11 protein-coding genes are annotated in these 13598 nt (G+C 44.3%); 2 read left to right on the top strand and 9 right to left on the bottom strand.

Going from position 1 to position 13598, the window contains the following annotated elements:
- Positions 1 to 19: 19 nt before the first annotated feature.
- The 7 genes from ACRC6Q_RS05255 to ACRC6Q_RS05225 form a co-directional block, all read right to left on the bottom strand.
- Entirely contained in the window at positions 20 to 955 is a 936-nt protein-coding gene (locus tag ACRC6Q_RS05255) for a polysaccharide biosynthesis protein (protein WP_431466002.1), read from the bottom strand.
- Between the two features lie 33 nt (positions 956 to 988).
- On the bottom strand, positions 989 to 1684 hold the full coding sequence (locus ACRC6Q_RS05250) for a CpsD/CapB family tyrosine-protein kinase (RefSeq protein WP_317851897.1): 696 nt from the start codon (positions 1682 to 1684) through the stop codon (positions 989 to 991).
- The gene (locus ACRC6Q_RS05245; protein WP_431466001.1) at positions 1626 to 2414 is read right to left on the bottom strand and encodes a YveK family protein; all 789 of its coding nucleotides are present in this window, start codon (positions 2412 to 2414) and stop codon (positions 1626 to 1628) included. The genes ACRC6Q_RS05250 and ACRC6Q_RS05245 overlap by 59 nt, the downstream gene beginning before the upstream one ends.
- A gap of 160 nt (positions 2415 to 2574) precedes the next feature.
- Positions 2575 to 3267: a response regulator transcription factor gene (locus tag ACRC6Q_RS05240; protein WP_223634277.1), complete on the bottom strand. Its 693-nt coding sequence runs from the start codon at positions 3265 to 3267 to the stop codon at positions 2575 to 2577.
- Between the two features lie 14 nt (positions 3268 to 3281).
- Positions 3282 to 6428 (bottom strand): ATP-binding protein, encoded by a 3147-nt coding sequence (locus ACRC6Q_RS05235; protein WP_431466000.1) that lies wholly within the window; start codon positions 6426 to 6428, stop codon positions 3282 to 3284.
- A gap of 496 nt (positions 6429 to 6924) precedes the next feature.
- Positions 6925 to 7995 (bottom strand): alpha/beta fold hydrolase, encoded by a 1071-nt coding sequence (locus ACRC6Q_RS05230; RefSeq protein WP_431465999.1) that lies wholly within the window; start codon positions 7993 to 7995, stop codon positions 6925 to 6927.
- A gap of 156 nt (positions 7996 to 8151) precedes the next feature.
- The gene (locus tag ACRC6Q_RS05225; RefSeq protein WP_223634292.1) at positions 8152 to 9825 is read right to left on the bottom strand and encodes a sensor domain-containing protein; all 1674 of its coding nucleotides are present in this window, start codon (positions 9823 to 9825) and stop codon (positions 8152 to 8154) included.
- A gap of 317 nt (positions 9826 to 10142) precedes the next feature.
- On the opposite strand from ACRC6Q_RS05225, the gene ACRC6Q_RS05220 reads away from it, so the two are divergent.
- The gene (locus ACRC6Q_RS05220) at positions 10143 to 10919 is read left to right on the top strand and encodes an NRDE family protein (RefSeq protein ID WP_223634301.1); all 777 of its coding nucleotides are present in this window, start codon (positions 10143 to 10145) and stop codon (positions 10917 to 10919) included.
- Between the two features lie 139 nt (positions 10920 to 11058).
- Here the strand turns inward: ACRC6Q_RS05220 and ACRC6Q_RS05215 are convergent, their stop codons facing one another.
- Positions 11059 to 12027 carry an SMP-30/gluconolactonase/LRE family protein gene (locus ACRC6Q_RS05215; RefSeq protein WP_223634304.1) on the bottom strand — a complete coding sequence of 323 codons (969 nt, stop codon included), beginning with the start codon at positions 12025 to 12027 and terminating at the stop codon, positions 11059 to 11061.
- A 324-nt stretch (positions 12028 to 12351) separates the two neighbouring features.
- On the opposite strand from ACRC6Q_RS05215, the gene ACRC6Q_RS05210 reads away from it, so the two are divergent.
- Positions 12352 to 12651 carry a hypothetical protein gene (locus ACRC6Q_RS05210; RefSeq protein ID WP_223634307.1) on the top strand — a complete coding sequence of 100 codons (300 nt, stop codon included), beginning with the start codon at positions 12352 to 12354 and terminating at the stop codon, positions 12649 to 12651.
- Positions 12652 to 12722: 71 nt separating this feature from the next.
- On the opposite strand, the gene ACRC6Q_RS05205 is transcribed toward ACRC6Q_RS05210, so the two are convergent.
- Positions 12723 to 13586 (bottom strand): effector binding domain-containing protein, encoded by an 864-nt coding sequence (locus ACRC6Q_RS05205; RefSeq protein ID WP_431465998.1) that lies wholly within the window; start codon positions 13584 to 13586, stop codon positions 12723 to 12725.
- Positions 13587 to 13598: the final 12 nt, after the last annotated feature.

The following is a 13598-nucleotide window of genomic DNA, read 5'->3' as shown; positions in this document are numbered from 1 at the left end:
TGCTCCACCCTTTCACGCTTTAGTTCTTTATAATCGAAATAACCAGTTCCTTCGCTTTTTCCTCCGGCATCGTTTTCAACTGTTTTAAAAGGCGTGCCACCTCTATTTGACTAAGCCGGTCTTGTGGGGAAAACCCGTTTCCGGTGTTTTTGTCTGTTTGCTGAATCAAATTGCTGCTTCCTAGCACTTCCCGCTCTCTTCCAGCATGAAGTACATTTTGTACCGCCTGGATGACTGACGCGTCCTGCTCAAACAAGTGATAAGGCTTTCCGCCATGTTGCCGATGATCCAGCTTGTCGGGCAAACGGATGATCATGTACGCTGTCAGACTCGTCACTGCGATGCTTTCAACAATTATTTCCGTCAACCGTTTGGCGGCTTCGCTAAGATTGCGGGGCTTTACTGCCTGCTCTGAGGAAACCAATACAAAAGTGCTGATGCGATACCGGTTAGCCGCTTCCGAAATATTATATATTCCATAAACATCGGAATACAGCGCCTCGGCATATTTCTCTTCCGTAATATCAATTTGCTGATGTCCAGCTGTATGATAGATGATGTCCGGCCGATGACGCCGGACTGCTTCAAAAAGCCGCTTCTTGTCCTGCATGTTTAGAATAATAGGGATAATTTCGGTATTCCTTTCCAACAGCTTCTGCAGCTGGTGCTCCACCAAATAGATGGAACGCGGTCCATCTCCAAGCAACAGGATCCGGTCAGGCTGATATTGGATCAGTTGCCGGCTGATTTCTGAACCGATCCGTCCGCCGGCGCCCGTCACCATGACAGTTTTCCCTGTTAAATGCGGTGCTGTCAGCAAGACCGCATCTTCAAGTTTTTCTTCAATATTTTCAAACCCGACCAGTATGAATTGACGGATTTGGCGAAAGAAGACAAGAAACGGTGGTAGAGAATGATGAAGAATTCCGAGTAATCGCTGTTTATGCACCTTCATTCATTTTCTCCCTTTCCTGTCGAATGGACCGAACTAGTTCGTATAATTGTGATAATAATAATTTTCTTTAGTCAGTGGATAATTATTTAATACGACACCCAGGATGAATGCTTTTGCAGTCGCTAAGGAATCACGCGCTTTTTCAACACTTTGCTTTTCAGATTTGCCGGTATTGACGACCAGCACCGTGCCATCGCATTTATTTGCCAAAATTTTGGAGTCCGTTACAGATAGAATTGGCGGCGAGTCAAAAAGCACGTAATCATACAATCCCCGCATCTCTTCCATCAATTCATCCAACGCATCCGACTCCAGCAATTCCGCTGGATTTGGTGGAATCTGTCCACTCATCAGCAGGTCCAAATTTTGAATGCCGCTAGCTTTCACTGAATGTTTGAGCTGTCCTTTTCTGAGTAATAAGTTGGAAAGCCCGGTATTATTCCCTAATTGGAAAGTCCGATACAACGTCGGCCGCCGCATATCCGCATCAATCAGCAATACCTTTTTGCCGGTTTCCGCAAAGACGATCGCCATGTTTGCAGCGGTCGTCGATTTTCCCTCCTCTTTAGAAGCAGATGTGAATAGGATGATCTTCGAATCCAGTCCAGGTGTCGAAAAGTTAATGTTGGTCCGGATGGTCCGGTATTGTTCAGCCGCAATCGATTGTGGATTAGTACGAGCCACCAATTTTCGCGGCATTAACCTTTTTGTCTTTTTCGTTTTCTGCATGGACATCCTTCTCCAATCTGTCTTTAAGATTTAATGGTTTTTCCATTTTTAAATTGCTGTCTACCGGACTGACCACTCCTAAAATCTGCAGTCCTGCCATTTCTTCGATATCCTCTTCAGAACGGACGGTCGTATTCAATTGCTCCAGGATCAACGTGATGCCTACCCCGAAGACCAATCCAATAATGGTTCCAATGGCCATGTTGAATACAGGGTCGGGGCGAATGGGCTTGGCATTCGGATTCGCTTCCGCTGCAGCCAGTACACTGACATTGTCCACCTTCATCATTTGCTTGATTTCCGTTTGAAAAACCTTCGCTGTCGTATTGGCGATCAGCACGGCCTGCTCCATCGACGAATCTTCAACGGACAAGGTGACTACCTGTGAACTTTCGATATTGTTGACTGTAATCCGTTCCGTCAGTGATGAAACCGAATCATTCAGCTCCAATTCCTCTATCACATTGGACAAAATCGCCGGACTTTTTATGATGACATTATACGTTCCGATCAATTGAAGGTTGGTGTCGATATCCAGACTGTCGAAATTCTGGCTGCCCTCCGTGTTTTGATTGATCAGGATTTGCGTAGTTGCCTGGTAAACCGGCTTCATGACGGTATAGCTCGCAACAGCACTAAAGACAATGAAAGCCAGTGTGACGAGAATGATCAATGCCTTTCTCTTTTGCATCGCTTTCAGGAATTTGTTGAGATTAAATGTGCTTTCCATAAGTAGATCCTCCTAAGATTTATCCTTTGTACGCTTAATAATAAGGAGCAAAGGTTAAATAATAGTTAAATAATCTTAAAATTCTAACAAAAGAGAATTTTTCGGACCTGATCACATATCCACACAAAAAAGCATCCGGCCTATGGAAGCCGAATGCCTTTCACTCCAATATGAATTTGTAGCCAAACCCTCGTACAGTTTGGATGAAATTTGGGTTAGCGGGGTCCTTTTCGATCTTTCTCCGCAAATTACTGATGTGCACTTTTACTGTCTGGACATCCCCTTCGGAATAATAGCCCCATACTTGATCGTATAATTGTTCAGCAGTCCAAACCCGATTCGGCGTCTGCGCCAGCAGCAGCAATAATTGAAATTCTTTATGGTAAAGCTTCACCGGCTTTCCCGCAATGTACAGTTCGCGAGCATCTACATGAATGTGAAGATCTTTGTATTTGATGATTGTCAGCTGGTCTTCTTCGGCATTCTTCCAGCCATTTCTCCGAAGTATGGCCCGTATGCGGGCCTCCAATTCATTAAAATCGAAAGGCTTGGTAATATAGTCATCACCTCCGGCTTCGAGCCCTTGAATCTTATACACCAGCTCTTTCCGATAACTGACAAAGAGAATCGGCAAAGTCGTCTTCATGCGGATTTTCTCACATACTTCCAACCCGTTCATACCCGGCATTTCGACATCCAGCAAGATCAGATCCGGCTTTTCCTTTTCCAGCAGTTCAAGGGCATGAAAACCATCTTCTGCCTGCAGCACGCTGTAGCCTTTCTTTAACAGGAATAAGCGCATCAATTCACGGATTCCTTCATCGTCGTCCACTATCAATACAGTAGCATCCATTTTTCATCCACCCCTTAATGGAAAGTCAGCGGCAATACAATGATAAAGACGCTTCCTTTCCCTTCTGTACTGTCTGCCCAAATCTGTCCTTTATGGGCTAAAATAATTTCTTTGGCAATCGCTAGTCCAAGGCCGCTTCCTTTATAGGCGGTCGAACTGTCAATCTTATAGAAACGATCGAAGATATAAGGCAAGGCTTCTTTATTGATGCCACAACCATTATCGCCAATCCGTATCACCAGTTCTCCGTCCATTTCTTCATTCAGTGATGCATCTTCATTATTTCCGGCCAGTATTTCAATAGATAAGGTGATTCTGCCTTCCTCTGCAGAGGTATGCTTGACAGCGTTCCAGAGGATATTCGAGATGACCTGGTCAAGACGATCCAGGTCAATAGCCAAAAGCGCTCGTTGGATATCATCCCGATTTTCCGTTCCGAGAAATTCGAACGCCCGCCCACTCTGTGTCACATCAGATGCCATGGATTCTACGAGACGGTCCAACCATCCCCGCAACTGTCTTTCCTCAAAGCGCAGCGTCATATTCCCTGATTTGTATTTGGTCAACTCCACAAGGTCTTCTGTCAGGCGTTCCAAAAGCAGTAGCTTTTTATGGATCATATCTAAATAGCGCGGATTATTCTCTTCGATTAAACTTTCTTTCACTGCTTGGATATAACTATGGATCAACGTAATCGGGGTGCCCAGCTCGTGGGAAATCGCTGACAGCATTTCATTTCTGGACTTCTCGATCTCCTGAATTTCGTCATTGACAGTCAACAGATTCATATTGGTGATTTCAAGTGCCATCGTCCGTTCTTTGACATTGCGTTCAAGAAAATAATTCAAGTTGGTGATTTCCTGTGTCAGGCTCCGCATATTTGCCAGGGTTTCGATGCGCAGTAAAAACTCTTCCTTGTCGCAGGGCTTCAGCAGATAATCATTTGCCCCAGCAGTAAAAGCTTCCTTTTTTTCACGCAGCCCATCCACATGCGAGAGCATGAGAATCGGCAGTTCTGTCAAGGTGAAGTCCAAGCGGATATGGCGGCATAATTCATCTCCTGTCATATCCACTAAATGTCCATCCATCACAATCAAATCCACCGGTTTATGCCCCAGCAGCTGCATCGCTGCTTTTCCACCTTCCACACCAACAGCCTGGTAGCCGGCTGACAGCAATTGGCGCAATAGGACAAGACGGTTGATTTCTTCCGAATCGATGACCAGAATGTGAAGATTTCTTTTTGTTGTACTTTCTTTCAGCATGGAATCAGCTAATTGGGATGCGGTCAATTCCTTTATGCCCGATTCGAAGCCATCCGAAAACTTCCATCCCAATTCATCTTTATGAATCGGCAAAGTGAAGCTGAAAGTTGAGCCGGTTCCCATATACGACTTGGCCTTCAGTACTCCTCCTTGAAGTTCCACTAGATTTTTGGCAATTTTTAACCCTGTGCTTTTATTTTCGTGCAGCTCTTCCTGTGCATCATCCCCTTCAAATAAAGAAGGAATCCGTTTCTCCTGGATGCCCGTTCCGGTGTCCTTTACTGATATTTCCAGCTGCTCTCCCAAAACGCGGGCTGAGACAGTGATCTCTCCTTTATGAGTATAGTTGATGGAATTGTCAATCAGATTATAAAGGATTTGCTGGACACGCTCAGGATCAGCCATTGCTTTCGGCAACGAAGCAGGAACGGTATGATAGAGCTCAACTGACTCAGACCGCAAAAGCGGCCGACACAGCGAGATAACCTTGTCGCATAACACGTCAATCGCAGTCACTTCCACATGCAGCTGCAGATGGGGCTGCTTCATTTTTGAAGAATCCATAACATCATTGACCAAATGCGCCATGTTTTTTCCGCTTGCCACCAGTTCTTTCAATTGATTTGCGACTAAAGGTGATATTTTCCCCACAGGGGATTCCTGAAGTGATTCCGCAATGCCGATCATGCCGTAAAGCGGCGTGCGCAAGCCATTGGTGGTGAATGCCAATAACTCATCTTTTCGCTTATTTGCATTTTTCAAGGTTTCGATTTCCATCAATTGGCGTTTATTCGCTTGACGTTCTTGATGAATATGCTTATCGAGATTCGTTCTTTCTTTTGCCAGCAACCCTTTTGAGGCAAACAACAGGCTAATTGCACTGACTAGATAAAGTACGTATGGCAACAGCTTTACATAGGGCAAAATAGCCGTAGCCGTCAGAAACGAAATGACCAATGCAGTGATGAATAGAAACAGGGAAAAAGCATAAGGAGCTGCGTAGGAAACTCCTTTGCTCCAGGCCGAAAGGGAAATCCCCAAAGATAGGCTGAACGACAGGAAAACGGCTATACACAAAAACACTCCAGCCATGGGATAAGAAAAAAAAGAAATTGCGATTGACAGCAAGACAAAGACAGCCAAGGCTTCAAACGATCCGATAAATCTGTGGCTTAGCAAAGCAGATGGCAATAGCTTCTTCGTGATGAACAGGGTCATGATGCCGGCTGTTCCAAAAAACACCCAGACAGTTTGTCGGATCATTCCTCCTATTTCCGGCCAAATATACGCAAGACTCAATCCAGTCCATGTTGACGCAACGACAAAGACCGATAGCGCCAGGACAAAGAGATACAGGAAGTTTTTTTGGCGATAATTGAAAAACCACTTGATGCAGCCTGCTGATAACAATAAGATCAAGCCGCCGAGTAAACCGATGATTGCAGTTGTCTGCCGACTCTGCGCATCAAAGGCTTCATGTTCCCAAATCGTTATCGGAAGATGCATCGCTCCCTGTGATTCAATTCTCATGAAAAATGTCGTTTCTGCATTCTCCAACGGCAACAGTTCGAAGACCAAATGATGATGGGGATGAGCTTTTTCTGAGTTCGAAACGGTAGTTCCCAACTTAACTACGTCAAACCCTCCCGAATCTTCGGGGGAATAAAGAATCGCTTCATCAATGGAGGGATTGGCAAGTTCAAGAAGCCATTCGTTGCCTTCTGACTGATCCTCAACAGTAAAGCTTAGCCAATAAGCAGCGGAGCTTAATCCAGCATTCGGAATTACTTCTTCATTTGAAATGAACTTCCAATTATGCGGAGGCTGCTGCAGCTCATTCACTTCAAATGTTCCTTGTCTATCCTCCAGGATTTGTAAATCCGTGATCAGAGGCATCTCTTTACCTTCTTCAGTTAAAGTTATGGCTCCACCGCGGCCAGTTTCTGCAGTCATTTTTCCGATAGCAAGAAAAAAGAAAGAAATCCAAAGAATGCAGCAAATTCTAATAAAGATAGAAGTTTTCCGATTGGATCCTTTCATTTTCTCACCTCAACTATTCGAATAATCAGTAAACTAAATTCCCTATGATTAGGTTGCGGGATTACTTAATAACTTGATGGTACAAAGCATTCCCTTAAAAACATAAAGGAAAAAAGGTATACTTGTTTATATAAAAAATACAATTTATGGATTTTTAGTAGGATGTATGATTTAACGAAATCATAACATTTTTCATAGAAAAAGAAAACTTATTTTGTATCTGAAAATTCAATCACTACCTTTTACCCACTATTTTTACCAATTTATAAGAATCCATTAAATCACATCATAAAAACTCTTAGCTTCCATCAGCTAAGAGTTCTGAAATTTCCCTGCTTATTTATGTTGCTGTCTACTCGTCAACGCTTTCAACTACACTTGCAGCCAACAGCTCTTTCAAGTAGCCGTCGACCTGGCCATGATAATCTTCACCTTCGCCGCCAAACAACCCGAAATGGCCTGCAATACTGGTAATCACTTTCAATTCGCTGTTCGGAATCAATTGCTGTTCTCTTTCACAATCACTCGGCGGAAAGAACATATCACGATCAATGGGCATTACAAAAGTCTTTGCTTTGATCCGACCCAGGGCTGCTGCCAGATCATTATTTGTATGTCGACTGACATCTCCCCGCTGCCATTTCCAGCCCATCACCAATAATGCATTCGGATCCATCAGCTGAAAGAACGGTTCCAAAAATCCTGCCATCAGCTCATCCACCGTTTCGACACCAAACAATCCCCATTTTTCCTGATTGAAGAATTCAGTGGTAAATCCCATTACAGCCCAAATATCCGCATGTCGTTTCAAGCCGTCTGCCACATCCGTATTGGATTGGTATTCTCCGTCATTCCAAGCAGGATCTGAAGTGATGGCATCCATCAAGGTTTGAGTGAAGATAAAATCATGGATAGTGTTTTTAGCAGTTCCTGCAATAGGTGCTGCACGTTTGACCATGTCGGGGTAGCGGACTGCCCATTCATAGGTTTGCTGGGCGCCCATAGAGCCACCCACCACTAAAGCCAGCTCCGTGATGCCGAAATGCCCAGTGATGAATTGATGCTGCGCCCGGACATCATCTCCGATCCGCACATGCGGAAAATTACTCATCCCGATCGGCGATGGACTATTATGGGGTGAACTCGATAAGCCATTGCCGAGCTGATTGACAACAATGATGAAATACAATTTCGGATCCAGCGCTCTGCCTTCGCCTATGTAACTCTCGTAATCCTTGCTGGTTCCGGAAAACCAGGTCGGCACTAAAATCGCATTGTTTTTTTCCGCGTTAAGCTGCCCATGCGTGGCATAGGCCAACTTACATTGGGGAATCACCCCGCCTTCCTCCAAACTGAAATCCCCCAATTCATACAAGTGAAACGGACCATGGTTTTCCTGCGAATAAAATGCATTCTCGATCATCACTGTCGCCTCCTTCAAAATATGAAACTTTCAGTATGAAAACGGAATAAAGGTTTGTCTAATTCCTTTTCCACCTATTTCCATTGTAACGTAAGTTTATTATAAAAACGACAGTTTTCAGAATATTGAAAAATAAAAAGCATGAGCTATTTCTGCTCATGCCGGACTCACGTGAAATGAATTTTTCTCCTTATTCTTTGCTTTATACATGGCCATGTCAGCACGTTTCATCATTACAGAAACCGAAACTTTTTCAGCTGGCGCAAGAGCGATGCCCATACTGATGGAGATCTTCAGCGATACTCCCTGCACCTCGATCGGCTTTTCCATCACCCGGTAAATGTGATCAGCAACTTCCGCCACTTGTTCTTTGCTTTCGATATCTGCCAACAGGATGACGAATTCATCTCCCCCCAAGCGCGCAGCCATATTCTGTCCATGAATGCAGCTATTCAACCGAAATCCGAATTCCTGGATGACGGCATCTCCTGTTTCGTGTCCCCATTGATCGTTGATTTCCTTAAAATCATCTATATCGAGGATAAGAACCGCTAAACTCTTTCCACACCGTTCATTGAGTTCCAACTGAGACTTTGCATACTCCTGGAAATTCCGGCGGTTCGGCAACTCTGTCAACGAATCGAAATAAGCGAAATGCTTGAGCTGGCTCTCATACTCTTTTTGGATGGAGATATCCCGCGCCACCATCACCATATGGTTAAATCGATCTTCTTCATCGAAAACGGGAGTACCGTTGATTTCCGACCAAACCCATCCCTTGTTTTTATGGAGGAGCCGCAACTGCATTAAGTAGGGGGTTCTGTTTTCTGCCGCTTCGTTGAAAGCCTGCTGGAGGAAATCGACATCGTCCGGATGCACATTGTAAAACGGCTTCTGTCCGACAATTCCATCTGCTTTATAGCCGTAAATAGTTTCTACTGAAGGTGAGACGTACAGATAATTTTTGTCCCGGTCCATCAATATGATGACGTCATGAACATTTTCAGCGATGATCCGAAAATTCTCTGCTCCTTCCTGATACAGGCTCGCCACCCTGTCCAGCTCCGTCATATCTTTGATAATCATATAGAAGCCCGTTTTTTTAGATTCCGGGTTTATTGGAATGAATTTGACTAAACAGACAATGAATGTGTCTGATTTAAAAGTGAATTTAAGGCGGCGATCATTGAATTCACCTGCGACCGCCGATAAGAAATGCTCGCTAGCTTGTTCCCGGTCTTTCAGCAAAATGAAATCAACAAAATTCTTTCCTGCCAGGTCTCTCATGAAAAACCCGCTGAGCTTCTGTCCCGTAGCATTTCCACCCGTAATGCAGCCTTCGGAATCTAAGGTAAATATTGCAGCCGCACTGCTGTCGAATAAAGGACGGTAGCGAGCGCTGCTTTCCTCCAACCGCTGACGGATTCCTTCACTTTGCAGTAAAGCGGTTTTCTCTTCAGTGACATCGGTTACAAGACCTACTATATGAGTACATTTACCTTCATCATTAAAGAAAGGTGTCAACAGGCTTTTCGAATAGAACAAACGATTTGCACGAGAATAATATGAATCTTCATAGCTGATACTGCAACTTCCCCGGAGAACTTCACTATATTTCCCCTTCAAAAACTCCGCTTTTTTTGCAGACTGGACTTCATCAATGGTCTTTCCAATTGAGGCTGGAGTAAGCAATGTCCGCTCCATTACTGCATTGTTGAGAAACTCATAAGCGAAAGAATCATTGTCATTTACTTTCACAACAAATACCATCTCTTTAATGCCTTCCATTAATATGCGTGCAAAAGATAATGAACCTGCTTCACTCGTCATGGCTGTTCCTCCTATTAACTTGCTGCTGACTCAGTTCCGAGAAAAACTCTTTTAATAGTGTAGCAGAAAATACTTCCAATTGAAACTTTTGACCTACCTATTATCAGAAATTTACTGGCTTCATCTTAATCGATATACCAATAGCCCGATGACAACCTTACTCTCTACCCATAGAAAGAATGGAAAGCTTAGTGGAACGGAAATGGGCCTTGCATTTTATAAGCGAAATAAGGTCCTGTTAATTGTCAGAAAGCAATGCCTTTTTCTGTCAACTAACCTCTTCATTGTATATAATAAAACCAAAAAGGGGAAAACGCATGTGCCTAATCAATCTTCAATTTCGGAACCACCCAACATATAAACTAGTTGTTGCTGCCAATCGGGACGAATTCTACGGACGGCCTGCTGCGCCCGCTCATTTTTGGGATGATGAACCCCATATTTTGGCTGGCCGTGACTTGACGGGGATGGGCACCTGGTTGGGCGTGACTAAGCACGGACGGATTGCCGCTTTGACAAACTTTCGGGATCCCACCAATCTGGAAGCAGGCCGGTTATCCAGAGGTGCAGTCGTCAAGGATTTTTTGGCAGGTACAGATTCTCCAGCAGACTATTTGCAGTCGATTGATCCGACACACTATGCCGGCTTCAATATCATCATGGGGGATGCAAGGAAACTGGTTTACTACAATAATATCCAAGACGAATCCTACGATATTCCACCGGGTACCCATGGACTGAGCAACCATTTCTTGAATACGCCCTGGCCAAAAGTGACAAAAGGAAAAGAGCGGCTTGCTTCCTATATGGCACAGACCGACCAGCCTGATATCGAAATACTCTTCACGATACTGGCGGACGCTGAACAAGCACCCGATACCCATCTGCCCGATACTGGAGTTGGATTGGATTTAGAGCGTATGTTGTCTCCCATGTTCATCAAAACGCCGGATTATGGCACACGATCAGCAACCGTGGTCCTGATTGCACATGACGGCACCCTCACCTTTGCCGAAAGAAACTACGAAAAAGGTGAATTCAAAGAAGACCATGTTTTCGAATTCAAAATTGAGCAAGAGAATACCGCAGAATAAGAAGAAGCCCGGCAATTTTCCTGAGGAAATGCCGAGCTTCTTCTTTTTCACCAAACTATTTATGTCTACACGCTTGAGTTTCGAACTTGTTCAGCAGCTTCACTTCGGCAGAAGGATTTGAGTATCTGCAATTAATCAGCTATTGCAGTCCGTAGAGCGGCACTCCATCTTCTTTCACTTGGATGCGCCAGACTTCATTTTTCGAGGATTCGGTGATATACAGGTAACCGTCGTGGAATGTCAGATTGGTCGTAAAAGTACCCGCATCTTCAGGCAGACGAATAGTTCCATAACTGAATCCATTTGCATCCTGAACAACAATTTCACCCGCCTGGAAATGGGCTACGTACAAATTGCCTTTTTCATCGACTGCCAAACCATCGGGCCCGATGCCCCCTTCGTAATATCCGAAGACAAACGGTGTTTCAGGTGAGGGTGGTGCATTCTTAGCTGGAACAGACAGAACGCTGTTTTTCGCAAATTCTGAGATATAAACACGTTGTCCATCAGCGGAAATCGCAACTCCATTCGGATAGGCGATCTTTTCTGCGAACAGTTCAGGCTCCGTACTGCCTGCCGGGAGATAGAAGACGCGTCCCACGGGATTGGTTGCACTCGAGCCCATCGGTTCCGTGAAATACAATCCGCCTTCTTCGTCGAATATCAAGTCATTCAATCCATTTAATGGTTTGCCTTTATAAGTGCTTACTGCAATTTCACTGTCTCCTGTTTCCGGATCATACGCATGAATCACTCCGGATATATCCGTAATGAAAAGGCGGCCGTCTTTATGAAACTTCGCGCCTACCGGACCCGGATATTCTTTCACATGCTTGACCTCGCCATCTTCCACTTTCAGAAGTTCCCCTGACATCGGGCTCACCATCCATATATTGCCCTCACGGTCGAAGTTGATGCCCTCCATGAACCCTTCTTTTCCAGCGACCACCTTTTCCCATTTGGCTTTGGATGGGATGATTTCCGAAATGTCATGCCGATCCCCTTTTGGCACAGGCTCTTTTTCATAAGTTGATTTGGCTCCCACAAACGTCGCTGCTGCCAGCAGAAAAACCATCAATAATGCGATTGCCAATCCTTTTTTCTTCATATCCAGGTCCCCCTTTTGTTAATGAACAAATTCATTTCACACTTAAAATGGTCTTTTCAATAAAGCGATCATGTTTTATCAATCATCTGAATCCAGCTGCTGTCGCCGAGATATGAAACTGCTCTTACAGAATATACAGGGGTGCTTCCCCTTAAACAACCAGAATAATTGGTAGAGAACAATAAATACTCAGTAACTATTTATCTGTTTTATTAAGTTTTTATTTGCTAAACTAAAGGATTACATGGCGTTTGAGGAAAACAGCCCCAACCTGTATCATCTACAAAATAGAGGATTAACAATCTTGTAAAAGGAGTGTTTTAAGTGGCGCCATCAATAGAGAAAGACAACGAATTTATACAGATTACAGACTTCGAGGAATTTGAGGAGACGTATCAGATAGATAAGGTGATCAAAACCAGCTCTTTGTATACAATAAAACTGATTTCCGGAAAAAACACTCCAGACTTTTGTCGGGAAGTTTTACTTCTTGAACATTTGCCAGCTAAAGAATCCGAGGCTTATCTTTGGATCCATAAGGTAAATTCCGACGCTACACAGATTGAAGTGATGAGAAAAATCAATACAGCTTTGGAAAGTTTTTTTGAAAAGGACAGCAAATAGCTACTGAAAAACACATAAAAAAGGAGATGGAAGGCAGAGTTTTCTGCCATTCCATCTCCTTTTCTCTGCAATTACCGCTTACTTTTTAGTGGAATCCATATTTCGGACACGTACTCTTCCTGGTAAGGATCTCCCTCCGGGTAAACCTCCAGTTCAGCGGTTCCGGCATTCTCATACTGATTGGATGGAAACCACTCCGAAAAAATCTGCTTCCACACTTTTGGCATAGCATCCGGCATCGCACCGTGCACTTCAAAGATCCCCCATGTTGATGCCGGTACTTCCAACTGAGAAAATCCTTCAGGCACGCTTTGAGTGCTTTCGGCAGCAATCCAATAATCCATGGTTTGGCCGTCCTGATAGTCGGCACAAATGCCCAACAATCCCTTGATTTCCCCATCATTCAAACTGGCGATTGTGCTGCTCGTGCCATGCTGATTCAGCTCCTTCCACATTTTCGGAATCCCTGCCATATTCTCTCCACCTGTCAAAGAGAACTGGCGTTTTATCCCGATTGCTTGAAAACTTTGCTTCTCTACAATGCGATACTTCATTGGATCTGCCCCTTTCAAATTTACTTGGATCACCAGTCGGTTAAAAGCTTGCAATTCCCCTAAGTTTTTTCTGGCTTCACTTGGCGTGACACCATGCTGCCGCCGAAACGCTTTTGAAAAAGCTTCGGGCGTGTCATAGCCATATTTGTAGGCGATATCGATGATTTTCCGATTCGTTGCCGACAGCTCCTGCGCCGCCAAGGTCAGCCTCCTTCTACGCAAATATTCAGCAACTGAACAATCCGTCAATATTGCAAAAGTCCGTTGAAAATGAAAAACAGAAGCGTTTGCCTGTGCGGCAATTTGATCAATCGTCAGCGCGTCTTCCATATGCTCTTCCATGTAATCAATGGCACGCTGCAGCGATTCCACCCATCCCATAACCCTCACTCC

It is taken from the genome of Planococcus sp. SE5232, from assembly GCF_050686535.1.
GTDB lineage: Bacteria > Bacillota > Bacilli > Bacillales_A > Planococcaceae > Planococcus.
The sequence above is the reverse complement of the archived record's forward strand: the minus strand, read 5'-3'. Positions and strand labels throughout refer to the sequence as shown.

Coding starts and splice junctions, on each gene's coding strand:
- ACRC6Q_RS05255 (WP_431466002.1), bottom strand. CDS start 955: ATGAAGGTGCATAAACAGCGATTACTCGGAATTCTTCATCATTCTCTA.
- ACRC6Q_RS05250 (WP_317851897.1), bottom strand. CDS start 1,684: ATGCAGAAAACGAAAAAGACAAAAAGGTTAATGCCGCGAAAATTGGTG.
- ACRC6Q_RS05245 (WP_431466001.1), bottom strand. CDS start 2,414: ATGGAAAGCACATTTAATCTCAACAAATTCCTGAAAGCGATGCAAAAG.
- ACRC6Q_RS05240 (WP_223634277.1), bottom strand. CDS start 3,267: ATGGATGCTACTGTATTGATAGTGGACGACGATGAAGGAATCCGTGAA.
- ACRC6Q_RS05235 (WP_431466000.1), bottom strand. CDS start 6,428: ATGCCTCTGATCACGGATTTACAAATCCTGGAGGATAGACAAGGAACA.
- ACRC6Q_RS05230 (WP_431465999.1), bottom strand. CDS start 7,995: ATGATCGAGAATGCATTTTATTCGCAGGAAAACCATGGTCCGTTTCAC.
- ACRC6Q_RS05225 (WP_223634292.1), bottom strand. CDS start 9,825: ATGACGAGTGAAGCAGGTTCATTATCTTTTGCACGCATATTAATGGAA.
- ACRC6Q_RS05220 (WP_223634301.1), top strand. CDS start 10,143: ATGTGCCTAATCAATCTTCAATTTCGGAACCACCCAACATATAAACTA.
- ACRC6Q_RS05215 (WP_223634304.1), bottom strand. CDS start 12,027: ATGAAGAAAAAAGGATTGGCAATCGCATTATTGATGGTTTTTCTGCTG.
- ACRC6Q_RS05205 (WP_431465998.1), bottom strand. CDS start 13,586: ATGGGATGGGTGGAATCGCTGCAGCGTGCCATTGATTACATGGAAGAG.